The sequence below is a fragment of the Phycicoccus ginsengisoli genome (assembly GCF_054779295.1).
The window spans coordinates 26,905-51,552 of record NZ_BAAGYN010000016.1 but is presented as its reverse complement, the minus strand read 5'-3'; the positions used below and the strand labels follow the sequence as shown (position 1 = coordinate 51,552).

Here is a 24,648-nt window from a genome sequence, read left to right as displayed (position 1 = left end):
GCGCCGCGTGCGTCCAACCTAGTGCGACCCTAACCCGATGCCGAGGCCAACTCGCGCAGCAGGGTGGCGGCGTCCGGACTGCGGTCGAGCAGGGCGCCGACACCGGCCTTGGTCCCGCGCAGCGGCTCCAGCATGGGCACCCGCTGCAGCGAGGTCTGGCCGGGGATGTCGAAGATCACCGAGTCCCACGAGGCCGCCGCGATCTGGTCGGCGTACTTCTCCAGGCACTTGCCGCGGAAGTAGGCACGGGTGTCGGTGGGCGGCTCGTGCACCGCCCGGAGGACCTCGTCATGGCCCACGAGCTCCTCGAACCGCCCGGCGTCCCGGAGCCTGTGGAAGATCCCCTTGTCGGGTCGCACGTCGGACCACTGGATGTCGACGGCGCGCAGCCGCGGGTCGGACCACTCGAGCCCGTCGCGGTCGATGTACCCCTGGAGCACCTTCAGCTTGCCGACCCAGTCGACCTCCCGCGCGGCCTCCTGCGGGTCGCGCTCGAGCTTGTCGAGCACGAGCGCCCACCAGCGCATGACCTCGGCCGTGTCCTCGTCCGGCTCCCCGGCATACCGCTGCTGGAGGTAGCGCTCGGCGAGCTCGTGGTAGCGCCAGAGCAGCTGGACGGCGGTCAGCCGGGTGCCGTCGCGCAGCTCCAGGGTCTCGCGGCAGGTCGGGTCGTGGCTGATCCGCTGGAGTGAGGCGACCGGCCGGGCGACCGTGAGGTCCACGTCGATGGCGCGGTCCTCGATCATCGCCAGCACCAGCGAGGTGGTGCCGAGCTTGAGCAGGTTCGCGACGTCGCAGTGGTTGGCGTCCCCGATGATCACGTGCAGCCGGCGGTAGAGGTCGGCGACGGCGTGCGGCTCGTCCCGGGTGTTGATGATCGGCCGCTTGAGCGTCGTCTCGAGCCCCACCTCGACCTCGAAGAAGTCGCTGCGTTGGCTGAGCTGGTAGCCCGGGTTGCGCGAGTCCACCCCGATGCCGACGCGACCGGAGCCGGTGAAGACCTGCCGGGCCACGAAGAAGGGCACGAGGTGGCGGACGATGTCGGTGAAGGGGGTCTCGCGCCGCATGAGGTAGTTCTCGTGCGTGCCGTAGGACTGGCCCTTGCCGTCGGTGTTGTTCTTGTACAGGTTCACGCCGGGCGGGACCTGCGACAGCCGCCGCACCGACTCGGCCATGATCAGCTCGCCGGCCCGGTCGAAGGCGACCGCGGCCCGCGGCGAGGTGACCTCGGGCGAGGAGTACTCGGGGTGGGCGTGGTCGACGTAGAGGCGGGCGCCGTTGGTGAGCACGACGTTCGCGAGGGTCGGGTCCTCCTCGTCCGTCAGCTGGCTCGCGTCGGCGAGCGCCCGAGCCATGTCGAAGCCGCGGGCGTCGCGCAGGGGGGCCTCGTCGGCATAGTCCCAGGAGGCGTGCGCCGCGCGGATGCCCTGCATCGACGCGTACGCGTTGACCACCTGGCCGGAGAGGATCATCGGGTTGGCCGCGGGGTCACCCGGCACGGAGATGCCGTACTCGGTCTCGATCCCCATCACCCGGCGCACGGTCACGCACCCCACCCTAGGTGAGAGACTTCCGGCCCATGCGGCACTCCCCCATGGCGATGCCCCTGCGGCTCGCCGCCCTGACCGCGCTGCTCGACCACGTGCTCGTGCCCCCGGTCGAGCGGCGCACCCCCGAGCAGATCGTCCGGGACCGGGGCACGACCTACCCGGCGCGGCCCCCGTTCACGTGGGTGACCGGCCCGGTGGACCGCTCCGTGGGGATCACCTACGGCACGGCACCGGCCCGCGACGGCTACGAGGTCCCGCTGCGCCTCTACCGCCCCCGGGCGCTGAAGGACACGGACACCGACGCGCCCGTGGTCGTCTTCTTCCACGGCGGCGGGTTCGTCGAGGGCAACGTCGTGTCCTACGACCCGCTGTGCACCCACCTGGCCGCGCGGGTACGGGCCGTCGTCGTCAGCGTCGACTACCGGCTGGCCCCCGAGCACAGGGCCCCCACGGCCGCCCTGGACGCCTACGACGCGACCTCGTGGCTCGCGCTCCAGGGGTCGGTGCTGCGTGCGGACACCACGCGGATGGCCGTGGTCGGCGACAGCGCGGGGGGCGCGCTCGCCGCCGTCACGGCCCAGCTGATGCGCGACCTCGGCCGCTCGCCGCTGCGCCACCAGGCGCTGCTCTACCCCTCCACGGACCTGACGCTCGGCTCGCCGTCCATCCGTGAGCACGCCGACGCCCCGATCCTGACGCGGGCGAGCGTCCTGGCCTTCCGCGACCACTACGCGCCCCGGGACGCCGACTGGTCCGAGCCGCTCGTCTCGCCCTTGTTCGGCCGGCTCGACGGCCTCCCGCCGGCCCTGGTGCAGACGGCGGACCTCGACCCGATCCGCGACGACGGCACGCGGTACGCCGAGGCCCTGCGGGCTGCCGGCGTGCCGGTACGGCACACCAACTACCGCCGGGTGACCCACGGGTTCGCCTCCATGCCGGGGGCCACGCCGGTCGGGCGGCGGCACCGGGCCGAGCTCGTCGCCGAGCTGCGCAGGCACCTGTACCCCGTGGGTGACCCGGATCCCACCGGAGCGGGCTAGGCTCGACCCGATCCGCCACGGACCGATCCGGCACGGACCCACCCGGGAGACGCACTTGCGCGACATCGTGATCTTCAGCGGCAACGCCCACCGTGCCCTGGCCCACCGGATCTGCGGGGCGCTCGGGGTCGACCTCTCGCCCGTGGAGATCAAGCGGTTCAGCAACGACTGCCTCCAGGCCCAGCTGCTGGCCAACTGCCGCCAGCGCGACGTCTACATCGTCCAGCCGCTGGTCCCACCCACGCAGGAGCACCTCATGGAGCTCCTCCTCATGGTGGACGCGGCCCGCGGGGCGTCCGCGGCCCAGATCACGGCGGTCATCCCGCACTACGCCTATGCCCGGTCGGACAAGAAGGACGCCTCGCGCATCTCCCTCGGCGGCCGCCTCGTCGCCGACATGCTGGTGGCGGCGGGCGTGGACCGCGTGCTCACCATGACGTTGCACGCACCGCAGGTCCACGGGTTCTTCTCGGTCCCGGTCGACCACCTCACGGCCATCGGCGTGCTCGCCGACCACTTCCGCGGCACCGACCTCGCCGACTCCGTCGTGGTCTCCCCCGACCTGGGCAACGCCAAGACGGCCACCCAGTTCGCCCGCCTCCTGGGGCTTCCCGTGGCCGCGGGCAGCAAGCAGCGGCTGGCCGACGACCGCGTCGTCATCGACTCGATCGTCGGCGACGTCTCCGGCCGGCGGGCGATCATCCTCGACGACGAGATCGCGACGGGCGGCTCCATCATCGAGCTGCTCGAGCGGCTCAAGGACCTCGGCTGCACCCGGGCCGACGTGGCGTGCACCCACGGGCTCTTCGCCGGCCGGGCGGTGGAGCGGCTGCGCGAGCACCCGATGGTCGGCGAGGTCGTCACCACCGACACCGTGCCGGCCCCCACCGGCTGGCCGGAGCTGCGGGTCCGCACCGTCGCCCAGCTCTTCGCCGAGGCCATCAGCCGGATCCACGCCGGCGAGTCGGTGAGCAGCCTGTTCGACGGGGTGGACCCGACCCACGCGCCCCCGCAGGCCACGCTCTTCGACAAGGTCCACTGATGCGCCGCCGGACACCGGGACGGGTGGTCGGGTGAGGCGCCGCGCCGGGGCGTTCGCCGCGGACGCGGCGTTCGTCCTCATCTTCGCCACCATCGGCCGGGCGAGCCACCGCGAGGGCCTCACCCTGGCGGGGGTCCTCCTGGTGGCCTGGCCGTTCCTCCTGGCCCTGGTGGCGGGGTGGGCGCTGGCCGTACGCGTGCGCGCCTGGCCGGTGCGGGTGCCGGGGTCCGAGGTCGTGTGGCTCGTGACGGTGGTCCTCGGCCTGGTGCTGCGGGTCCTCACCGGCGGTGGGTTCGCGTGGTCGTTCGGCCTCGTCACGCTGCTCGTGCTCGGGCTCTTCCTCGTCGGCTGGCGGTGCGCGGTCGAGGTGCTGCGCTTCGGTGGCGAGGGCCTGGCGCGCTGGTCCGCGCGGGCCGCCTCCCGCCGCTGACCGGCCCCGTGCGGCCGGTTTGAGTTTGGTAAGGCTTACCTAATAACCTTCCGCGGGTGACCGAGCGCCCCACCACCGTGCCGACCCCGGCCGCCCGCCCCGCGTGCGGCGTGGGCTTCGTGGACGGCCTCGCCCGCCACGGCGACCGGTGCGCCGTGTGGACGCCGGACGGGCACCTCTCGTATGCCGCCCTGGCCAGGCGAGTGGCCGAGGCGGCCGGCGCGCTCGGCACGGGGCGACGCCTGGTGCTGCTGGCCGCAGAGAACTCCCTCGACTTCCTCGTCACCTACCTCGGCGCGCTGGCGGCGGGGCACGTCCCGCTCGTCGTCCCCGGGGACCGGCCCCAGCACCACGCCGCGCTCGTCCAGCGGTACGCGCCCGACGTGGTGGCGGGCCGCCACGGGGGCCGCTGGCAGCTGACGTCGCGCAGCGTCGACCCGGCGCACGACCTGCACCCCGACCTCGCCCTCCTGCTGCCGACGTCGGGGTCCACGGGATCCCCCAAGCTCGTCCGCCTGTCGCACGAGAACCTCGACAGCAACGCCCACGCCATCGCCGAGGCCCTCGGCACCCGGCCGGACGACCGCGCGGCCACCACCCTCCCCCTGCACTACTGCTACGGCCTGTCGGTCGCCCACAGCCACCTCGCAGTCGGGGCCTCCCTGGTGCTCACCGACCTGTCGGTCGTCGCCCCGTGCTTCTGGCGGCTCGTCGACGACGCCGGCGTCACCACCCTGGCCGGCGTCCCGCACACGTTCGAGCTGCTCGACCGCAGCGGCTTCGCCGACCGGGTGCACCCGAGCCTGCGCGTGGTGACCCAGGCGGGTGGCCGCCTCGCGCCGGACGCCGTGCGGCGGTACGCCGCCCTCGGCCGCGCCCGCGGGTGGGACCTGTTCGTCATGTACGGGCAGACGGAGGCGACCGCCCGGATGGCCGTCCTGCCCCCGGACCTGCTCGACACCCACGCGGACACGGTCGGCAGGCCCGTCCCGGGCGGCGGCTTCCGGCTCGACCCGATCTCCGAGCTCGACTGCGGGCTCGGCGAGCTCGTGTACTCGGGGCCGAACGTCATGCTCGGCTACGCCGAGCACCCGCAGGACCTGGCCCGCGGGCGGGACGTCACCGAGCTGCGGACCGGCGACCTGGGGCACCTGCGTCCCGACGGCACGGTCGAGGTCGTGGGCCGCCGCAGCCGTTTCGCCAAGGTCGTCGGCCTGCGGATCGACCTGGACCGGGCCGAGCGGGACCTGGCCGAGGCCGGGGTGCCCGCCCACTGCGTCGACCTCGGTGACGCCCTCGGCGTCCTCACCGCCGATCCCGGCACCGGCGAGCGGGTCGTCGCGACGCTCACCGGCCGGCACGGCATACCGGCCGGGGGCATCGTCGTCCTCGAGGGCACGGACGTGCTCGTCCTGCCCACCGGCAAGCCGGACTACCCCGGCATGGCGACCCTCGTCGAGGCGCACCGCGCACGCAGGCGGGCGGCGGACGCCGGGGCCGGGACCCGAGCCGGCGCCGCGCCAGAGCTGTCCCCCGCGGCCGTCGCCGCCCTCTACCGCGACCTGCTCGAGGCCCCGGACGCCGACGAGCACTCGAGCTTCGTCGACCTCGGCGGGGACTCGCTGTCCTACGTCGAGGTGTCGTTGCGGCTCGAGCGGCTCCTGGGGGCGCTCCCGGCCGGGTGGCACCTGCTCTCCCCCGTCGAGCTCGTCGCGGCAGCAGGCAGCTCCCACCCCGGCCGGGGCGTGGCGGCCGGCGGTGGCCGCCCGACCCCGAGGTGGCGCCGCGGCTGGCACGCGGTGGAGACGAGCGTCGTGGTGCGTGCGGTGGCGGTGCTGCTGATCCTCGCCAACCACACCCACCTGTCCTTCGTTCCCGGTGGGGCGCACACGCTGCTCGCGCTGGCCGGCTACAACCTCGCCCGGTTCCAGCTCACCGCCCGGCCCCGGGCCGAGCGCGCCCGCGGCATCCTGCGCAGCGCGCTGCGGATCTGGGCGCCCAGCGCCGCGTGGATCGGCGCCGTGGCGCTGTTCGCCGGCACGTACGACTGGCGCAACGTCCTGCTGCTCAACCAGGTGCTCGGGGACTGGTCGCGGTGGTCGCCGCACTGGCACTACTGGTTCGTCGAGGCACTGGTCGCCCTGCTCCTGGGTGCGACCGCGCTCCTGGCCGTGCCGGCGGTGGACCGCTGGGAGCGGCGGTTCCCCTTCGCCTTCCCCATGGTGCTGGTGGGCGTGGGGCTGTTGACCCGCTACGACGTGGTCGTGCCCGACGCCGGGCCGTACCGCGGCGCCAACGCCTACGTCCTGCTCTGGCTGTTCGCGACGGGGTGGGCGGCGGCACGGGCACGGACCGTGCCGCAGCGGCTGCTGGTCTCGGCCGTCCCGCTCCTGACGCTGCCCGGCTTCTGGCCGAGCATGCCGATGCGGGGCCCGACGATCATGCTCGGGGTGCTGGCGCTCATCTGGCTCCCCAGCGTGCGGCTCCCGGGGGGGCTCGCCCGGGCCGCGTCAACGGTCGCCGCCGCGTCCCTGTTCGTCTACCTCACGCACTTCGTCGTCTACCCGCGGATCATGGCGTACAGCTCGGTGCTCGCCATGGCGGCGTCGATCGCCGTGGGCGTGGCGTACCACCGCGGGTGGACCTGGCTCGAGACCCGGGCCCGGACGGCGTGGTGGGGACGCCGACGGGCGCAGCCCTCCTAGAGGTACTGCCCGGTGTTGGCGACGTTGTCGATCGACCGCCCGGGCTCCGTGCCGCTCTTGCCGGTGACGAGCGTGCGGATGTAGACGATCCGCTCACCCTTCTTGCCCGAGATCCTGGCCCAGTCGTCCGGGTTGGTCGTGTTGGGCAGGTCCTCGTTCTCCTTGAACTCGTCGACGCAGCTGGCCAGCAGGTGGTCGACCCGGATGCCCTTGGCGCCGACGGTGAGGAAGTCCTTGATGGCCATCTTCTTCGCCCGGTCGACGATGTTCTGGATCATGGCACCGCTGTTGAAGTCCTTGAAGTACAGGACCTCCTTGTCGCCGTTGGCGTAGGTCACCTCGAGGAACCGGTTCTCCTCGATCTCGGAGTACATCCGCTCCACCGTGGCGGTGATCATGGCGTCGACCGTCGCCTGCTTGGACCCGCCGTGCTCGGACAGGTCGTGCTCGTGCAGCGGCAGGTCGGCCGTGAGGTACTTGGTGAAGATGTCGCGGGCGCTCTCGGCGTCCGGGCGCTCGATCTTGATCTTCACGTCCAGCCGGCCTGGCCGCAGGATGGCCGGGTCGATCATGTCCTCGCGGTTCGAGGCGCCGATGACGATGACGTTCTCGAGCCGCTCGACACCGTCGATCTCCGACAGCAGCTGCGGCACGATCGTCGTCTCGACGTCGGAGGAGACCCCGGAGCCGCGCGTGCGGAACAGGCTGTCCATCTCGTCGAAGAACACCACGACCGGCGTGCCGCCGGAGGCCTTCTCCCGGGCCCGCTGGAAGATCAGGCGGATGTGCCGCTCGGTCTCCCCGACGTACTTGTTGAGCAGCTCGGGGCCCTTGATGTTGAGGAAGAACGACTTGCCGACCGGCTTGCCCTCGCGCTCGGCCACCTTCCTGGCCAGGCTCGAGGCGACCGCCTTGGCGATCAGGGTCTTGCCACAGCCGGGAGGGCCGTAGAGCAGGACGCCCTTCGGCGGCTTGAGCTGGTGCTCGGTGAACAGGTCGGGGTGCAGGTAGGGCAGCTCCACGGCGTCGCGGATCGCCTCGATCTGGCCGGCCAGGCCCCCGATGTCCTCGTAGTCGATGTCCGGCACCTCCTCGAGGACCAGCTCGGCCACCTCGGCCTTGGGGATGCGCTCGTAGACGAAGCCGGACCGCGACTCCAGCATGAGGGCGTCGCCGACCCGGATGGGCTCGCCCTCGAGGGAGTCGGCGATGCGGCAGACCCGCTCCTCGTCGGCGTGCGCGACGACCAGGACCCGGCCGTCGCCGAGCATCTCCTTGATCATCACGACCTCGCCGGTGCGCTCGTAGCCGCACGTCGCCACGACGTTCATGGCCTCGTTGAGTCGCACCTCCCGACCCGCCGAAAGCTCCGCCGGGTCGACGGCCGGGCTCACCGCCACGTGCATCTTGCGGCCGCCGGTGAGGATGTCCACCGTCGCGTCGTCGTAGGACTCCAGCACCACGCCGTACGCCGCGGGCGGCTGGGCCAGCCGGTCCACCTCGGACTTCAGCGTGACGATCTGCTCACGAGCCTCCTTGAGCGTGCGGACCAGCCGCTCGTTCTGGGAGGAGATGGTGGCGAGGTTCGACTGCAGCTGCAGGACCTTGGTCTCGAGGTCGCGGGAGCGCGCCGGCGCGTCGGCGAGCCGCTGGCGCAGCGCGGCGACCTCCTCGGCGAGGAGCTCGGCCTGGCGGCGCTCGTCGGACGGGTCGTGGCGGTGCTGGTCGGTCATGTCGGCTCCCTCGGTGGCGATCGACGTACCCACCGGCCGCAGCAGCGCGACCGATGACCCAACCTAACGCGCTACTGCTCGGTCGTCGTGGAGGTTTGAGTCACAGAACGGCGAAGCCGCCGGATCTTCTTGTCTGATGGGACGCGCTCGCCCAGCTCCTCGGGCGAGAACTCTGCCTCCTGGCCGAAGGCCGTGGTGTCGCCGGGCGTGGCACCGGCCTCGCCGTCCTCGCCGTAGGCGCCCTTGGCCGGTCGCCGCTTGCGCAGGGGCGGGGTCACCCCGGGGGCCAGCCGGCGGGTGGTGATGAGGAAGCCGGTGTGGCCGTGCATGCGGTGCTGCGGGCGTACGGCGAGTCCCTCGAGGTGCCAGCCACGGACGAGGGACTCCCAGGCCTCCGGCTCGGTGTAGCCGCCGTGGTCGCGGATCGCCTCGGCGACGCGGGACAGCTGGGTGGCCGTGGCGACGTAGCAGATGAGCACGCCACCGGGCAGCAGCGCCTGCGCCACGACGTCGAGGCACTCCCAGGGGGCGAGCATGTCCAGCACGACGCGGTCCACGGTGCCCGCTTCGACGGTCCGGGGCAGCTCCTCCACCAGGTCGCCCACGGTGACCGTCCACGCGGGGTGGTCGACACCGAAGAACGCCCGGGCGTTGCCCCTGGCGATGTCGGCGAAGTCCTCGCGCCGCTCGAAGGAGTGCAGCGTGCCGTGCTCGCCGACCGCGCGCAGCAGCGACATCGACAGGGCACCCGAGCCGACCCCGGCCTCGACCACGTGCGCGCCGGGGAAGACGTCGGCCATGGTGACGATCTGGCCGGCGTCCTTGGGGTAGACGACCGCCGCGCCGCGCGGCATCGACATCACGTAGTCGGACAGCAGGGGCCGCAGCGCGAGGTACTCGACCCCGGCGGTGTTGCGGACCACGGAGCCGTCCGGGGCGCCGATGAGGTCGTCGTGCGCCAGTCTGCCCCGGTGGGTGTGGAACTCCCGGCCGGGCTCGAGGGTGATGGTGTGCAGCCGGCCCTTGGGGTCGGTGAGCTGCACCCGCTCCCCCACGCCGAACGGCCCGCGGCGCAGGTCGGCACCGACGGCCGCGGAGGTGGGGGTGGCGGAGTCCTGCGGCCCGGTGGTCATGGGCCGGAAGTCTAGTTGCGGGCCGCGGCCGCGTTGATCCGGTCGGCGCTCGTCACGCCCCAGGCGCGACCGGCGCTGGTCAGCACGACGGTCCCCGAGCCGGTGCGCTGCATCGCTGCCACCACGTCGTCGACGCCGTCCTGGGGCGCGGCGTCGACGACGTTGTCGTCCGGCACCCGGAAGACGGCGGCACTGACCGGCGCCTGCCGGTCCAGGTCCGCGTGCAGGGCCACGTCCATGGCGCCGAACACGAGGCACGGCACCCCGCGCTCGTCGGTCGTGACGACGATGTCCGGGTGGTCCAGGGCCATGCCGACCGTGCTGTCCCGGGGCATGACGACGGCGCGCTCGGCGACGTCCTGCAGCCGCAGGCGGCCGAGCCGCCCCAACGCCGTGCCGCGCCGGACCGACTCGCTGGCGCCGGCCCACAGCACCGACGCGATGACGAGCACCCAGATCGAGCCGAAGCCGAGCCCCTGCCCCAGCGCGAGCGGGCGGACGACGAACCACAGCACGACCAGGACGGTGACGACGCGCCCGCACCAGCCGGCCACGACCGCGCCCCGGTTGCGGTCACCGGTGGCCTTCCAGACCAGGCACTCCACGATCTGGCCACCGTCGAGCGGCATGCCGGGCAGCAGGTTCAGCACGGCCAGGCTGCCGTTGATGATGACCATGCCCTGGACGAGCCGGTGGCTGAGGTCCCCCGTCACGAGGGGCGCCACGGCATACGCCAGCACGGCGAGGACGGCGTTGGCGAGCGGGCCGGCTGCGGCCACCGCGGCCATCCGCCCGGGGGTCGAGCGGACCGCCTCCATGGACGTGTGGCCGCCCCAGACGTTCGCGACGATGCGCAGCACCGGCATCCCGAAGGCGCGTGCGGTCACCGCGTGGGCGGCCTCGTGCGCGAGGACACTCACGAGCAGCAGCAACGCCTGCAGGACCCCCACGCCGATCCCGAACAGGGGGCGGGTCGTGAGCACCGGACCCGCCACGATGGCGATGATCACGACGGCGATGACGAACCAGCTGGGCGCGAGGTAGACGGGGATGCCGGCCACGCGGGCGATCCGCACGCCGTGCCCGCTCTCCTCGGCCTCACGGGTGGCGGGGTCGCTCATGCGGCGACCCTACGTGACCACGGTCGACGTCCCGGCGAGGGCATGCGCGATACTTGACCGGTGCCCGAGACCCTGACCCACCGACCTGACGCCACCGACCAGCTGGGAGCCGCCCTGCGCGAGCGGATCCTGGTGATGGACGGTGCCATGGGCACCATGATCCAGCGCGAGGGCCTCGCGGAGGAGGACTACCGCGGCGAGCGCTTCGCCGACTGGGCCGACGACCTCAAGGGCAACAACGACCTGCTCTCCCTCACCCAGCCGGACGTCATCCGCGGCATCCACGACGCCTACCTCGAGGCCGGCGCGGACCTCATCGAGACCAACACGTTCAACGCGCAGCGCATCTCCCTGGCCGACTACGGCATGTCCGACCTCGCCTACGAGCTGAACGTCGCGGCGGCGCGCCTGGCCCGCGAGGCCTGCGACGCGATGACCGCGCGCACGCCCGAGCGCCCGCGCTGGGTGCTCGGCGCCCTCGGGCCGACGAACCGCACGGCCTCGATCTCCCCCGACGTCAACGACCCCGGGACGCGCAACGTCACCTACGACGAGCTCGTCGAGGCCTACCTCGAGCAGGCCCGCGGCCTCGTCGACGGCGGTTCGGACGCGCTCATCGTCGAGACGATCTTCGACACCCTCAACGCCAAGGCCGCGATCTTCGCCCTCGAGACCCTCTTCGAGGAGCACGGGCGCCGGTGGCCGGTCATCGTCTCGGGCACCATCACCGACGCGTCCGGCCGCACCCTGTCGGGCCAGGTCACCGAGGCGTTCTGGCACAGCGTGCGGCACGCGCGCCCGATCGCGGTCGGCCTCAACTGCGCGCTGGGCGCCGCCGAGATGCGGCCGTATGCCGCGGAGCTGGCCCGCGTCGCCGACACGTTCGTGTCCTGCTACCCCAACGCCGGGCTGCCCAACCACTTCGGGGAGTACGACGAGACCCCGGACGCGATGGCCGCGGTCGTCGGCGAGTTCGCCCAGGCGGGGCTGGTCAACCTCCTCGGCGGCTGCTGCGGCACCACCCCCGACCACATCAAGGCGATCGCGGAGGCGGCGTCCGGCCAGCAGCCGCGCGTGCCCCGTGACGGGTCGGCTGCCCTGCGCCTGTCGGGGCTGGAGCCGCTGACGGTGACCGAGGAGTCGCTCTTCGTCAACGTCGGCGAGCGGACCAACATCACCGGCTCGGCGCGGTTCCGCAAGCTCATCCAGGCCGAGGACTACCCGACGGCCCTCAACGTCGCACGCCAGCAGGTCGAGGCGGGCGCCCAGGTCATCGACGTCAACATGGACGAGGGCATGATCGACGGCGTCGCCGCCATGGACCGGTTCCTCAAGCTCGTCGCGTCCGAGCCGGACATCTCCCGAGTGCCGCTGATGATCGACTCCTCGAAGTGGGAGGTCATCGAGGCCGGACTCAAGTGCGTGCAGGGCAAGCCGATCGTCAACTCCATCTCGATGAAGGAGGGGGTCGAGAAGTTCGTCGAGCAGGCCAGGCTGTGCCGCAAGTACGGTGCCGCGGTCGTCGTCATGGCCTTCGACGAGGAGGGCCAGGCCGACAGCCTCGAGCGGCGCAAGGTCATCTGCCGGCGCGCCTACGACATCCTCACCCAGGAGGTCGGTCTCCCGGCCGAGGACATCATCTTCGACCCCAACATCTTCGCGGTGGCGACGGGCATCGAGGAGCACGCGGCCTACGGCACCGACTTCATCGAGGCCACCCGCTGGATCAAGGAGAACCTCCCCGGCGCGCTCGTCTCCGGCGGCGTCTCCAACGTCTCGTTCTCGTTCCGCGGCAACAACCCCGTGCGCGAGGCGATCCACGCGGTGTTCCTCTACCACGCCATCCGGGCCGGCATGGACATGGGCATCGTCAACGCCGGTGCGCTCGTCGTCTACGACGAGATCGACCCCGAGCTGCGCGAGCGGATCGAGGACGTCGTCCTCAACCGTCGTCCCGACTCCACCGAGCGACTGCTCGAGATCGCCGACCGGTTCGCGGCCAGCGGCGAGGCCGCGGAGGAGAAGACCGAGGAGTGGCGCGAGCTGCCGGTCGAGGAGCGGATCACGCACGCCCTCGTCAAGGGCATCGACGACCACGTCCAGGCCGACACCGAGGAGCTGCGGGCCCTCATCGAGGAGCGGGGCGGCCGGCCCATCGAGGTCATCGAGGGTCCCCTCATGGACGGCATGAACGTCGTGGGCGACCTGTTCGGCAGCGGCAAGATGTTCCTGCCGCAGGTCGTGAAGTCGGCCCGGGTCATGAAGAAGGCCGTCGCCTACCTCATCCCCTTCATCGAGGCCGAGAAGACCGACGCGCCCAAGCGGGCCAAGGGCAAGGTCGTCATGGCCACCGTCAAGGGCGACGTGCACGACATCGGCAAGAACATCGTCGGGGTCGTGCTCCAGTGCAACAACTACGACGTGGTCGACCTGGGCGTCATGGTGCCGGCCCAGAAGATCCTCGACGCCGCGAAGGCCGAGAACGCCGACGTCATCGGGCTGTCCGGCCTCATCACGCCGAGCCTGGACGAGATGGTCAGCTTCGCCGCCGAGATGGAGCGCCAGGGCTTCGACCTGCCGCTGCTCATCGGCGGCGCGACCACCTCGCGCGCACACACCGCCGTCAAGGTCGACCAGCGGTACCACGGGCCGGTCGTGTGGGTGAAGGACGCGTCGCGGTCGGTGCCGGTCGTCTCCCAGCTGCTGTCCGACGAGCAGCGCCCCAAGCTCATGGCGCAGGTGGCGGCCGACTACGACTCCCTGCGCGCCCGGCACGCGGCCAAGACCACCGAGCGGCCCCTGGTGTCGATCGAGCAGGCGCGCGAGCACCGCACCCCGGTCGACTGGTCGGGCTACCACCCGCCGGTGCCGCACCTGGTGGCCGCCCAGGAGAAGGAGCTGCTGAGGCGGCAGTCCGGCGTGCCGGGCCGAGGTCACACCCAGTTCGTGCGGATCTTCCACGACTACCCGGTGGCCGAGCTGCGCGAGTACATCGACTGGGGGCCGTTCTTCCTCGCCTGGGAGATGAAGGGGCGCTTTCCCGACATCCTCAACAACCCCTCGACCGGCGAGGCCGCGACCCGGCTCTACCAGGACGCCCTGGAGATGCTCGACCGGATCGAGTCCGAGCACTGGCTGCGGGCCGAGGGGGTCGTCGGGCTCTTCCCCGCCAACGCGGTCGGCGACGACATCGAGGTCTACACCGACGAGACCCGGGAGCACGTCGCCACGACGCTGCACACGTTGCGCCAGCAGGGGTCCCACCGCGAGGGCGTCCCCAACCGCGCCATGGCCGACTTCGTCGCGCCGCGCGACACCGGTCTCGCCGACCACGTCGGGGCGTTCGCGGTGACCGCCGGGCTCGGGTCGCAGGAGCGGGTCATGCAGTTCAAGGCCGACAGCGACGACTACAGCGCCATCATGCTCGAGGCCCTGGCCGACCGGCTGGCCGAGGCGTTCGCCGAGCGGATGCACGAGCGCGTCCGGCACGACCTGTGGGGCTACGCGCCCGACGAGCACCTGGGGAACGCGGACCTCATCGCGGAGCGGTACACCGGCATCCGCCCGGCACCCGGCTACCCCGCCTGCCCCGACCACACCGAGAAGCAGCTCCTGTGGGACCTGCTCAAGGTCCGCGAGAACGCCGGCATCGAGCTCACCGAGTCGATGGCGATGTGGCCCGGCGCCTCGGTGTCCGGCTGGTACTTCTCGCACCCCCAGTCGCAGTACTTCGTCGTGGGACGGCTGGGTCGCGACCAGGTCGAGGACTACGCCGAGCGCAAGGGCTGGACGCTCGCCGAGGCCGAGCGCTGGCTGTCACCCAACCTCGGCTACCTCCCCGAGGACTGACCCCGACGCGCGCATTCCCCCACTTGTTGCCACCTCGTGGTCACCAAGGGACCTTTTTCGCGGCCTCGTGACCACCTGCTGGCAACAAGTGGGAGACGAGGGGTGTGGGTATGGCGCGGGGCGCCGGGTCGTGTCGGCACCGGCACCTAGAGTGCGTGGCATGGTTCCCGCCCTCTCCCCGAGCCGAGCGTCGGACTTCAAGCAGTGCCCACTGCTCTACCGGTTCCGCGCGGTCGACAAGCTGCCCGCGCCGCCCTCCCCGGCGGCGGCCCGGGGCACGCTCGTCCACGCCGTGCTCGAGCGCCTCTTCGACCTCCCGCCGGAGCAGCGCACGCCCTCGGCGGCGGCCGACCTCGTCGGCCCGCAGTGGCAGTCGCTGGTGGAGCAGGAGCCCGAGCTGGCCGAGATGATCGCCGGCGACGAGCGCCGCACTCTCGACTCATGGTTCGGTGAGGCGAACGCGCTGATCGAGACGTGGTTCAGCCTCGAGGACCCCACCCGGCTCGAGCCGGCCGAGCGCGAGCTGTACGTCGAGACCGACGTCGACGGGCTCGTGCTGCGCGGGTACGTCGACCGGCTCGACGTCGCCCCCGACGGCGCCATGCGCGTGGTCGACTACAAGACCGGCCGGTCCCCGAGCGAGCTGTTCGAGGGCAAGGCGCTGTTCCAGATGAAGTTCTACGCGCTGGTGCTCTGGCGGCTGCGCGGGGAGATCCCGCGACTGCTCCAGCTCGTCTACCTCGGCAACGGCGAGGTCGTCCGGTACTCCCCCGACGAGCACGACCTGCTCAGCCTGGAGCGCAACCTCAAGGCCGTGTGGGTGGCCATCGAGCGGGCCGCCACGACGGGCGACTGGCGCCCCAAGACCTCCAAGCTGTGCGACTGGTGCGACTACCGCCAGTTCTGCCCGGCCTGGGGCGGCACCCCGCCGCCGCTGCCCGAGGACGCCGCCCGGATCGCGCTCGACCCGGGCGTGTCGGGTCAGGTCGTGCCGGCCGACGACTGACGGGCGCCGTCGAACACGCTCCGCAGGTCACGGGGGGTCAGGCCCCGCAGGCTGGGGACCTGCACGGCACCGACGATGACCGGCACGGGCACGATGTGCGGGACAGCGAGCGTGGGCACCCCCGCGTCGACCGCCGAGCGGACGCCGGTCGGCGAGTCCTCGATGGCGACGCACTCGCCCGGCTCCACCCCGAGGGCGCGGGCCGCCGCGAGGTACGGCTCGGGGTGCGGCTTGCCGTGCTCGACCTCGTCGCCGGTGATGACGGCGGCGAAGGTGCCCTCGGGAAGGGCGCCCACGACGGCGTCCGCCAGCGAGCGCCACGACATCGTGACGAGGGCGCTGGGCACCGCCTCGGCGGCGAGGCGCTCGAGGAGCTCCAGGGCGCCCGGCCGCCACGGCACGTGCTCGCGGACCTGCACGATGACGCCCTCGAGCAGCCGGTCGACGATCTCCACCGGGTCGAGGTCGACCGGGCTGTTGTCGCGGATGAACCGGGCGGACACCATGAGGTCGTTGCCGACCAGCTCGTGGGCGTACTCGTCGCTCCAGACGCCCCCGGCCTCCTCGACGATCGAGTGCTCGGCGCTGATCCAGTAGGGCTCGGTGTCGACGAGGGTGCCGTCCATGTCCCAGAAGACGGCGGCGGGCAGGTCGGTCACGTCGGCCGAGTCTACGCAGGCCTGCTCACCCTCCCGACCGCGGGACCGTAGGCTGGGAAGACCGGCACCCCGCCGGTGCGCAGAGGAGGAACGGTGATCGAACTCGAGGACGTGCCGGAGCTCGACAACCCCGTCGTGATCGCCGCCTTCGAGGGCTGGAACGACGCGGGCGAGGCGGCGACCGCGGCGGTCGACCACCTCGTCGACGTCTGGGACGCCGAGCCGATCGCGGCCCTGGACCCCGAGGACTACTACGACTTCCAGGTCAACCGCCCCCGCGTCGTCCTCGACGACGGCCGGCGCAGGATCCACTGGCGCACGACCCGGATCCTCGTGGCCTCCAGCGCCGGGCTCGACCGGGACGTGGTGCTGGTCCAGGGCATCGAGCCGTCGTTCCGGTGGCGGGCGTTCACCATCGAGCTCATGGAGTTCGCCCAGGAGGTCGGCGCCACCACCGTCATCACGCTCGGTGCGCTGATGGCCGACGTCGCCCACACGCGGCCGATCCCCGTGACGGCCACGTCCGAGGACGAGGACGTGATCCACCGCTTCGACCTCGAGCCCAGCCGCTACGAGGGGCCGACGGGCATCGTGGGCGTGCTCGCCGACGCCGCCAGCCAGAGCGGCCTGCAGTCCGTCTCGTGCTGGGCCGCCGTGCCGCACTACGCCGGCCACACCCCCTCCCCCAAGGCCACCCTGGCGCTCGTCTCGCGGCTCGAGGAGCTGCTCGACGCGCCCATCCCGCACGGCGACCTCCCCGAGGGGGCCCGCGCCTGGGAACGCGGCGTCAACGAGCTCGCGGAGACCGACGACGAGGTGGCCGAGTACGTCCAGTCGCTCGAGCAGGCCCAGGACACCGCCGACCTGCCCGAGGCCAGTGGTGACGCGATCGCCCGCGAGTTCGAGCGCTACCTGCGCCGGCGTGGCCAGGACGGCGGACCGCAGGGCGGCCCCGGGGCGTAGCCGCCGGTCAGACCCGGACGCCGAGGATGGCGTCGACCGCCCGGGCCAGCAGGCCCGGAGCGGTGCCGTCGTCGCCGCCGGCGGTGAGGGTGCGGTGGGCCCAGCGGTCCACGACCGCGAGGGCACCGGGAGTGTCGAGGTCGTCGGCCACCCGGGCGCGCAGCTCCTGCACCACCCCGTCCGAGGGCGGGGCCGTCGCGACGGAGAAGGCCGCTCGCCAGCGGTCGAGCCGCTGCTGCGCCTCGGCCAGGCCCTCGTCCGTCCAGGACCACTCGGTCCGGTAGTGGTGGGCGAGCAGCGCCAGCCGGATCGCCATCGGGTCGACGCCGTCGGCGCGCAGCTTCGACACGAGCACGAGGTTGCCCCTGGACTTGCTCATCTTCTCGCCGTCGAGGCCGACCATGGCCTGGTGGGCGTAGGTGCGCGCGAACGGCCGCTCCCCTGTGAGGACCGTGGCCTGGGTGGCGCTCATCTCGTGGTGGGGGAAGACGAGGTCGGTGCCGCCGCCCTGCACGTCGAACGCCATGCCCAGATGGTCCAGCGCGATCGAGGTGCACTCGATGTGCCAGCCCGGTCGACCGTCGGGCAGTCCCTTCGCCGGCCACGAGGGCTCCCCCGGACGGGCGGCGCGCCACAGCAGCGGGTCCAGCCGGTCACGCTTGCCGCTGCGGTCAGGGTCGCCGCCCCGTTCGGCGAAGACCGCCATCATCTGCTCGCGCGACCAGTTGGAGACCGACCCGAACCCCGGGTCGCGGCTGATGTCGAGGTAGACGTCGTCCCCGGCCAGGGAGTCCGGGGTGTCGACGGTGTAGGCCGCGCCCGACTCGAGCAGGGCCTGCACGGCCCCGGCCACCGGGACGACGCTCTCCACCACGCCGACGTACTGGTCGGGCGGGATCACCGCGAGGGCGGTCATGTCCTCGCGGAAGAGCGCGATCTCGTCCGCCGCGAGCTGCTCCCAGCTGATCCCGTCGCGCTGCGCCCGCTCCAGTAGCGGGTCGTCGACGTCGGTGATGTTCTGGACGTACTGCACCCGGTGGCCGGCGTCGCGCAGCGCCCGGCCCAGCACGTCGAAGGTGACGTACGTGGCGGCGTGGCCCATGTGGGTGGCGTCGTAGGGCGTGATCCCGCAGACGTACATCCGCGCGGTCGGGCCGGGGGTGAGGGCCCGGACGACCCCGGTGGAGGTGTCGAAGAGCTGGACCGGTCGGCCGGTGCCCGGCACGGAGGGGAGGGAGGGCGTGGGCCAGGAGATCACGAGCGAAGCCTACGTGGGCGCCTCAGAGCGGCGGCCACGGGATGGCCGGCCACTGCCCCGACGGCACGGGGTATGCCGCGGCCTCCAGGAGGGCGCGGCAGCGCTCCTCGAGTGCCGCCACCTCCGCCGCGGTGAGCAGGAGGTCGAGGTCGGTCCGCAGGTCGGACGTGCCGTCGGACAGGGCCGCCAGCACGCGCTCGACGCGGGCCATCTCCGCGCGCGGCAGCGGTTGGCCGGCGAAGCCCCACAGCACCGTGCGCAGCTTGTGCTCCTCGTGCAGGCTGACGCCGTGGTCGAACCCCCGCAGGCCGCCCTCGGCCCGCACGAGGTGCGAGCCCTTGCGGTCCGCGTTGTTGATCACGGCGTCGAAGGCCGCCACGGACCGGGCGGCAGCGGTGTCCTCGTGCACCACCACGACGGCCCGCCCGCGCTCGTCCTCGCCCCGCAGCACGGGGATCCAGCCCTCGGGCACCCGGCCCGCGGGGACGACGTCGACCGGGTGCTCGGGCACCTCCTCCGGGTCCCCCACCCAGCGCTGCACGGAACCGAGGCCGTGCGGGCCCGCGCGCAGCACCGTCGGCGGGACGACGTCCCAGCCGCCGACGTCGCTGACGCGCCGGGCGGCGACCTCCCGGGCGGCGAGCGACCCGTCGGGGAAGTCCCACAGGGGTCGCTCACCGGAGATCGGCTTGTAGACCGCGAGCGGCCCGTCGTCGTCGCCCAGCCGCACGAGCAGGGCCAGGTTGGAGGCGTCGGCCAGCGCGCCCAGCACGACGAGGTCCGCCGTGGTCAGCAGCTGCTCGACGGCGGCAGGGTCGCTCGGCCAGGCGGTCAGCGCTTGTAGCCGTTCGCACGCGGGCAGATGTGGCCCTCGAGCTCGAGCGGCCCCCCGCAGAACGGGCAGGGCGGCCGCCCGGCCGACACCACCGACTGCGCCCGGCGCGCGAACGCACGGGCGCTGGCCGGCGGCAGCACGACCCGGATCTGGCGGGGCTCCTCGGTGAGGACCGAGGGGTCCAGGCTCGCCTCGGGGTCGTCGGGGTCGCGGTCGAGGCACTCGATGACGACCCGCTGGCGCGCCTCGTCCCACGCGAGGCTCAGGGTGTTGACCCGGAACTCGTCCTCGATGGGGGTGTCGAGCGGGGCGTTGTCGACGGCCCCCGCGACGGCGTGGTCGCCACCGGCGCCCCCGGCGTAACTGTCGAGCAGGTCGTTGATCCGGTCGGCCAGCACCGAGACCTGTTCCTTCTCGAGCGACACGCTCGTGAGGCGGCGGCCCGAGCTGGCCTGCAGGAAGAAGGTGCGCTGGCCCGGGGGGCCGACGGTGCCGGCCACGAACCGGTCCGGGGGATCGAACTCGACGAGCGCCATGACCCGAGCCTAACCGGCGCCCCCGCCGACGGCCGCGTCGGCCGCGGGGGCCTCCTCGGTGCGGAAGCGGGACAGGTCGGGCGCCAGGTCGTTGGCCGCGAGCAGGAAGGTGTGGCGTCCGCCGTACCGCACCACCGACACCGAGGCGGGGTCGGCGGTGTAGCGCTGGAAGCGGCCGAGGCCGGCCCCGGTCGCCTCGGCGAGCACCGCCTTGACGAGGTCGCCGTGGGTCACCGCCACCCAGAGGGCGTTGTCGCCGTTGGCCTCCCGCACCTCGGCGTCGTGGCGCTGCACCGCCCGCACGACGCGGTCGGACATCTGCGCGAGGCTCTCGGCGGCGTACCGGTCGTCGTCGGGGAACCGCGCGGAGGCGGGGTCGTCCTGCACGGTGGACCACAGCGGCTCCTTCGCCAGCTCGGCGAGCCTGCGGCCCGTCCACGCGCCGTACGCGCACTCCTGCAGGTCCTCCTCGACGACGACGTCCGCGCCGACGACGGCGGCGATCGCCTCGGCAGTCTCCCGGCACCGCTCGAGGGGGCTGGTCACGAGGCGGGCCGGCTCGGTCCCCGCGAACCGCTCGGCCAGACGCGCCACCTGCTCACGGCCACGGTCGCTGAGGTGGATGCCCGGGGTGCGGCCGGCGAGGGTGCCGTCGCCGTTGGACGTGGAGTGGCCGTGGCGGACGAGGATGACGGTGGGCACGCACGAACCATACGGGTGGCTGCGTACGTGTGGCTGCGTGCCCACCGGCGCCGGACGTGGTGGAGTGGTGCCCGTGATCGTGGACCAGGCCATCTACCGTGGTGGGCGCCGTGAACCCTGCGGCGACCTCAGCGACGCCCTCGACGGCCTCAGGGCGGATCCGGCCACCAAGGACTTCCTGTGGATCGGTCTCAAGGACCCCACGCAGGCCGAGTTCGAGCTGGTCAACGAGGAGCTGCAGCTGCACCCCCTCGCGGTCGAGGACGCCGTCAACGGCCACCAGCGGGCCAAGGTCGAGCTGTACGACAACACGATGTTCGTGGTGCTCAAGCCGCTGCGGTACGTCGAGGAGACCTCCGACATCGAGACCGGTGAGGTCATGATGTTCGTCGGCGACCGCTTCGTCGTCACCGTGCGGTACGGCGAGGCCGGGCCGCTGAAGTCGGTCCGGGCCCGGCTCGAGGCGAACCCGGAGATGCTGTCGCACGGGGCCATCGCAGTGCTGCACGCCGTCACCGACGCGGTGGTGGACAACTACCTGGCGATCGACACCGAGCTGCAGGACGACCTGCAGGAGATCGAGCAGTCGGTCTTCGCGGGGTCCACGACCGTGACCTCCGAGACGATCTACCGGCTCAAGCGCGAGGTCCTCGAGTTCCGGCGGGCGGCGACGCCGTTGGCCGCTCCCCTGCGCATGCTGCACGACGGCTCCCGCTCGCCGCTGCCCGACAAGGAGGTCCGGCTGCTCCTGCGCGACGTCGCCGACCACCTGCTGCGCGTCATCGACCACATGGAGTCCTACGACCGGCTGCTCACCGACATCCTGAGCGCCCACCTCGCCCAGATCTCCGTGCAGCAGAACAACGACATGCGCAAGATCTCCGCGTGGGTCGCGATCGCCGCGGTGCCCACGATGATCGCCGGCATCTACGGCATGAACTTCGACCACATGCCCGAGCTGCACCTGTACTACGGCTACTACGGCGCGCTGGCCCTCATGGGTGTGGCGTGCGTGACGCTCTACCGCATGTTCAAGAAGTCGGGCTGGCTGTAGGCGCCGCCCGTCAGCTCGCCTGGCGGGTCGCCGGTCGGCTCGCCGGTCAGGTCGCCGACATGGTGCCGGTGGCGAGCACCACGACGAGCACGAGGCCCAGGGCCACGCGGTACCAGACGAAGGCCGTGATCTTGTTGCTGGAGACGAACTTCAGCAGCCAGGCGATCGAGGCGTAGGCGACGACGAAGGCCACCACGATGCCGACGGCCATCTGGGCGCCGCCGAGCAGCTCGAGGTGGTCCTTCTCCTGGACGGCCTCGAACAGGCCGGCCGCGGTGAGGGCGGGGATCGCCATGAAGAAGGACAGCCGGGTGGCCGAGACGCGGTCGATGCCGCGGAAGAGCCCGGCGGAGATGGTGGCACCCGACCGCGACACCCCGGGGATGAGGGCGAAGCACTGGACGATGCCGATGATGAGGCCGTCCATCAGGGTGACGCCGCCCTCGGTGCGCTCGACGCCCTCGCGGGCCAGCTTGGTGTGGCGTGACTCGGCCAGCCACATCACGACGCTCCACAGGATGAGCGCGGCCGCGACGACCCACAGGCTGCGCAGCGGCCCGCTGATCAGGTCCTTGGCGAGGAACCCGACGATCCCCACGGGGATCGAGCCCACGATGACGGCCCAGGCGAGCTGGTAGTCGTGGTGCCGCCGGGCCTCGGCGCTGGCGAGCCCCCTGACCCACGCGAGCAGCAGCCGCACGATGTCGCGCCAGAAGAACAGCAGGGTCGCCAGGATCGCGCCGAGCTGGATGATCGCGGTGTAGGCCGTGATGGCGGGGGCGTCGACCTGCAGGCCCAGCAGCTTCTCGGTGATGGTCAGGTGCCCGGTGGAGGACACCGGCAGGAACTCGGTGAGGCCCTCGACGATGCCGAGGATGATGGCCTGGAGGAAGCTCAGCGTCACTGGACTGCTTTCGTGGGGGTGGGATCGGCGAGGCCAGTGTCGCGCATGAGCTCGGCCATGGTGCGCACGACCCGCAGGCGGTCCTCGAGGGCACCGGCGAACGGCGCGACGGAGAGCGTCCCCACGCCGGCGTCGGCATACCGGTGCAGCCGCTCCCGGATGCGCTCCGGGGGCCCGATGAGCGTGGTGGCGTCGATGAACTCGAAGGGCACGGCTGCTGCCGCGTCACGGTGCCGCTTGGCCAGGTACAGGTCCTGCACCTCGGCGGCCGCCTCCTCGAAGCCCATCCGGCAGGCCAGCCGGTTGTAGAAGTTCTGCTCGCGCGAGCCCATGCCCCCGACGTACAGCGCGGCGTACGGGCGGACGGCGTCGGCGGCGGCCTGCACGTCGTCGGCGATCACGACCGGCACCGACGGCGCGACGTCGAAGCCGCCCAGCGGGTCGGTGCCGTCCGCACCGTGGCCCGCACGCCGGCGGCCGACCCGCACCGACTCGACGAGGTCGCCGGAGTGCTCGGGGCTGAAGAAGATGGCGTGCCAGCCGTCGGCGACCTCACCGGCGAGCTCGAGGTTCCTCGGGCCGACGGCAGCGAGGTAGAGCGGGATGTGCGGCCGTGGTGGGTGGACCGTGAGCTTGAGGGCCTTGCCCGGACCGTCGGGCAGCGGCAGCGTGAAGTGCTTCCCCTGGTACGACACGGTCTCCCGGCGCAGCGCCATCCTCACGATGTCGACGTACTCGCGGGTGCGACCGAGCGGCGCGTCGAAGCGCACCCCGTGCCAGCCCTCGCTCACCTGCGGGCCGCTGACCCCGAGGCCCAAGCGGAAGCGGCCGCCGGACAGCGTGTCGAGGGTCGCGGCCGTCATGGCGGTCATCGCGGGCGTGCGGCCGGGGATCTGCATGACCGCCGCACCGAGGCCGATCCGCTCGGTCTGCGCGCCGATCCACGCCAGCACCGTGGGCACGTCCGAGCCGTACGCCTCGGCGGCCCACGCCACGGCATACCCCAGCCGGTCCGCCTCCTTGGCCACCGCGACGTTGTCGCCGTCGACGCCCATGCCGAAGTACCCCAGGTTCACGCCGAGTTCCATGGAGCGAGGCTAGCGGCGGGCCGAGCCGGCCTCCCGGGCGCGGCCCAGTACGGTACCGAGACATGCGCCACAGACGAATGGGCAGCTCCGGGCTGTCGGTCTCCCGTCTCGCCCTCGGCACCATGTCGTGGGGGCGGACCACGGACGAGGAAGGGGCACGCGAGCAGCTGCGCACCTTCCTCGACGCGGGGGGCGACCTCGTCGACACCGCGCACGGGTACGCCGACGGCGCCTCCGAGGAGATCATCGGGCGGCTGCTCGAGGAGGAGGTGGCCCGGGAGGACCTCGTCATCTGCACGAAGTCCGGGATCTCGCGCCGGTCCGGCCAGCGCGTCGTGGACACCTCGCGGCACAGCCTGCTGAGCCAGCTCGACACCTCGCTCGAGCGGCTCGGGACCGACCACGTCGACCTGTGGCTGGTGCACACGTGGTCCGACGAGGCGCCGCTGACCGAGACGCTGTCGGCCCTGGAGTGGGCGGTCGGCACCGGCCGGGCCCGCTACGTCGGGGTCTCGAACTACAGCGGGTGGCAGGCCACCCGGGCGCTGTCGCTGCTGGAGCGGGCGCGGGTGCCGCTGGTGGCCAACGAGGTCGAGTACTCGCTCGTGAACCGGGCTGCCGAGCCGGACCTGCTCGCGGCGGCGCAGGCCCTCGGCTTCGGCCTGCTGCCCTGGTCACCGCTGGGCCGCGGAGTCCTGACCGGCAAGTACCGCAACGGCATCCCCGCCGACTCGCGCGCGGCCTCCCGCGACTTCCCGCGCTTCACGGCGCGCTACCTCGACGACCACAGCGTCCAGGTCGTCGAGGCGCTGGCGATCGCCGCCAAGGGCCTCGACGTCTCCCCCACCGAGGTGGCCCTGGCGTGGGTCCGCGACCGTCCGGGCGTGGTGGCGCCCGTCGTCGGGGCGCGGACCACGGCCCAGCTGCGGACCTCCTTGGCCTCCGAGTCCCTCGAGCTCCCCGAGGAGCTCGTGGCTGCCCTGGACGAGGTGTCCGCCTGAAGGGACGGCGAGGTCACCCGTTGCGGTACCGGGGAGGGC

20 protein-coding genes are annotated in these 24,648 nt (G+C 72.6%); 9 read left to right on the top strand and 11 right to left on the bottom strand.

From position 1 onward, the window contains the following. Positions 1–29 precede the first annotated feature (29 nt). The gene (gene dop, locus ACYVDO_RS19455) at positions 30–1,547 is read right to left on the bottom strand and encodes a depupylase/deamidase Dop (protein WP_460939023.1); all 1,518 of its coding nucleotides are present in this window, start codon (positions 1,545–1,547) and stop codon (positions 30–32) included. A 32-nt stretch (positions 1,548–1,579) separates the two neighbouring features. On the opposite strand from dop, the gene ACYVDO_RS19450 reads away from it, so the two are divergent. The 4 genes from ACYVDO_RS19450 to ACYVDO_RS19435 are packed head-to-tail and all read left to right on the top strand — an operon-like array spanning position 1,580 to position 6,767. Further along, positions 1,580–2,590, top strand: coding sequence for an alpha/beta hydrolase (locus ACYVDO_RS19450; protein WP_460939021.1), 1,011 nt, complete (start codon positions 1,580–1,582; stop codon positions 2,588–2,590). 55 nt (positions 2,591–2,645) lie between these two features. After that, positions 2,646–3,632 carry a ribose-phosphate diphosphokinase gene (locus tag ACYVDO_RS19445; RefSeq protein ID WP_460939019.1) on the top strand — a complete coding sequence of 329 codons (987 nt, stop codon included), beginning with the start codon at positions 2,646–2,648 and terminating at the stop codon, positions 3,630–3,632. A 31-nt stretch (positions 3,633–3,663) separates the two neighbouring features. Next, a complete protein-coding gene (locus ACYVDO_RS19440) occupies positions 3,664–4,062 on the top strand; it encodes a DUF3054 family protein (RefSeq protein ID WP_460939017.1) in 399 nt (132 codons plus the stop codon). Between the two features lie 56 nt (positions 4,063–4,118). Then, positions 4,119–6,767, top strand: coding sequence for a non-ribosomal peptide synthetase (locus ACYVDO_RS19435; RefSeq protein ID WP_460939015.1), 2,649 nt, complete (start codon positions 4,119–4,121; stop codon positions 6,765–6,767). On the opposite strand, the gene arc is transcribed toward ACYVDO_RS19435, so the two are convergent. The 3 genes from arc to ACYVDO_RS19420 all read right to left on the bottom strand — a co-directional run bounded on the left by arc (position 6,764) and on the right by ACYVDO_RS19420 (position 10,754). Next, the gene (arc, locus tag ACYVDO_RS19430) at positions 6,764–8,500 is read right to left on the bottom strand and encodes a proteasome ATPase (RefSeq protein WP_460939013.1); all 1,737 of its coding nucleotides are present in this window, start codon (positions 8,498–8,500) and stop codon (positions 6,764–6,766) included. The genes ACYVDO_RS19435 and arc overlap by 4 nt on opposite strands. A gap of 71 nt (positions 8,501–8,571) precedes the next feature. After that, positions 8,572–9,633 carry a tRNA (adenine-N1)-methyltransferase gene (locus ACYVDO_RS19425; protein ID WP_460939011.1) on the bottom strand — a complete coding sequence of 354 codons (1,062 nt, stop codon included), beginning with the start codon at positions 9,631–9,633 and terminating at the stop codon, positions 8,572–8,574. Between the two features lie 11 nt (positions 9,634–9,644). Next, positions 9,645–10,754: a site-2 protease family protein gene (locus ACYVDO_RS19420; protein WP_460939009.1), complete on the bottom strand. Its 1,110-nt coding sequence runs from the start codon at positions 10,752–10,754 to the stop codon at positions 9,645–9,647. A gap of 60 nt (positions 10,755–10,814) precedes the next feature. Here ACYVDO_RS19420 and metH point away from each other — a divergent pair, with 60 nt between their 5' ends. Both metH and ACYVDO_RS19410 read left to right on the top strand, forming a co-directional pair. Then, a complete protein-coding gene (metH, locus tag ACYVDO_RS19415; RefSeq protein ID WP_460939007.1) occupies positions 10,815–14,603 on the top strand; it encodes a methionine synthase in 3,789 nt (1,262 codons plus the stop codon). Positions 14,604–14,763: 160 nt separating this feature from the next. Next, entirely contained in the window at positions 14,764–15,609 is an 846-nt protein-coding gene (locus tag ACYVDO_RS19410; RefSeq protein WP_460939004.1) for a RecB family exonuclease, read from the top strand. On the opposite strand, the gene ACYVDO_RS19405 is transcribed toward ACYVDO_RS19410, so the two are convergent. Then, positions 15,585–16,268, bottom strand: coding sequence for an HAD family hydrolase (locus ACYVDO_RS19405; protein ID WP_460939002.1), 684 nt, complete (start codon positions 16,266–16,268; stop codon positions 15,585–15,587). The genes ACYVDO_RS19410 and ACYVDO_RS19405 overlap by 25 nt on opposite strands. A 93-nt stretch (positions 16,269–16,361) precedes the next feature. Between ACYVDO_RS19405 and ACYVDO_RS19400 the strand changes: the two genes are divergently transcribed. After that, complete coding sequence (locus ACYVDO_RS19400) at positions 16,362–17,231, top strand: PAC2 family protein (RefSeq protein WP_460939000.1); 870 nt, start codon at positions 16,362–16,364, stop codon at positions 17,229–17,231. A 7-nt stretch (positions 17,232–17,238) separates the two neighbouring features. On the opposite strand, the gene mshC is transcribed toward ACYVDO_RS19400, so the two are convergent. The 4 genes from mshC to ACYVDO_RS19380 are packed head-to-tail and all read right to left on the bottom strand — an operon-like array spanning position 17,239 to position 20,562. Beyond that, positions 17,239–18,489 carry a cysteine--1-D-myo-inosityl 2-amino-2-deoxy-alpha-D-glucopyranoside ligase gene (gene mshC, locus ACYVDO_RS19395; protein ID WP_460938998.1) on the bottom strand — a complete coding sequence of 417 codons (1,251 nt, stop codon included), beginning with the start codon at positions 18,487–18,489 and terminating at the stop codon, positions 17,239–17,241. A 22-nt stretch (positions 18,490–18,511) separates the two neighbouring features. Beyond that, positions 18,512–19,261 (bottom strand): SCO1664 family protein, encoded by a 750-nt coding sequence (locus ACYVDO_RS19390; RefSeq protein WP_460938996.1) that lies wholly within the window; start codon positions 19,259–19,261, stop codon positions 18,512–18,514. Between the two features lie 59 nt (positions 19,262–19,320). Then, a complete protein-coding gene (locus tag ACYVDO_RS19385; protein WP_460938994.1) occupies positions 19,321–19,860 on the bottom strand; it encodes a DUF3090 domain-containing protein in 540 nt (179 codons plus the stop codon). A 9-nt stretch (positions 19,861–19,869) separates the two neighbouring features. Further along, positions 19,870–20,562 carry an MSMEG_4193 family putative phosphomutase gene (locus ACYVDO_RS19380; RefSeq protein WP_460938992.1) on the bottom strand — a complete coding sequence of 231 codons (693 nt, stop codon included), beginning with the start codon at positions 20,560–20,562 and terminating at the stop codon, positions 19,870–19,872. A gap of 73 nt (positions 20,563–20,635) precedes the next feature. Here ACYVDO_RS19380 and corA point away from each other — a divergent pair, with 73 nt between their 5' ends. Next, positions 20,636–21,616 carry a magnesium/cobalt transporter CorA gene (gene corA / locus ACYVDO_RS19375; protein ID WP_460938990.1) on the top strand — a complete coding sequence of 327 codons (981 nt, stop codon included), beginning with the start codon at positions 20,636–20,638 and terminating at the stop codon, positions 21,614–21,616. A gap of 46 nt (positions 21,617–21,662) precedes the next feature. Here corA and ACYVDO_RS19370 read toward each other — a convergent pair whose 3' ends face one another. Both ACYVDO_RS19370 and ACYVDO_RS19365 read right to left on the bottom strand, forming a co-directional pair. Further along, positions 21,663–22,520 (bottom strand): undecaprenyl-diphosphate phosphatase, encoded by an 858-nt coding sequence (locus tag ACYVDO_RS19370; protein WP_460938988.1) that lies wholly within the window; start codon positions 22,518–22,520, stop codon positions 21,663–21,665. Continuing rightward, the gene (locus tag ACYVDO_RS19365) at positions 22,517–23,608 is read right to left on the bottom strand and encodes an LLM class F420-dependent oxidoreductase (RefSeq protein ID WP_460938986.1); all 1,092 of its coding nucleotides are present in this window, start codon (positions 23,606–23,608) and stop codon (positions 22,517–22,519) included. The genes ACYVDO_RS19370 and ACYVDO_RS19365 overlap by 4 nt, the downstream gene beginning before the upstream one ends. 62 nt (positions 23,609–23,670) lie before the next feature. On the opposite strand from ACYVDO_RS19365, the gene ACYVDO_RS19360 reads away from it, so the two are divergent. Beyond that, the gene (locus tag ACYVDO_RS19360) at positions 23,671–24,609 is read left to right on the top strand and encodes an aldo/keto reductase (protein WP_460938984.1); all 939 of its coding nucleotides are present in this window, start codon (positions 23,671–23,673) and stop codon (positions 24,607–24,609) included. The last annotated feature ends 39 nt before the right edge of the window (positions 24,610–24,648 follow it).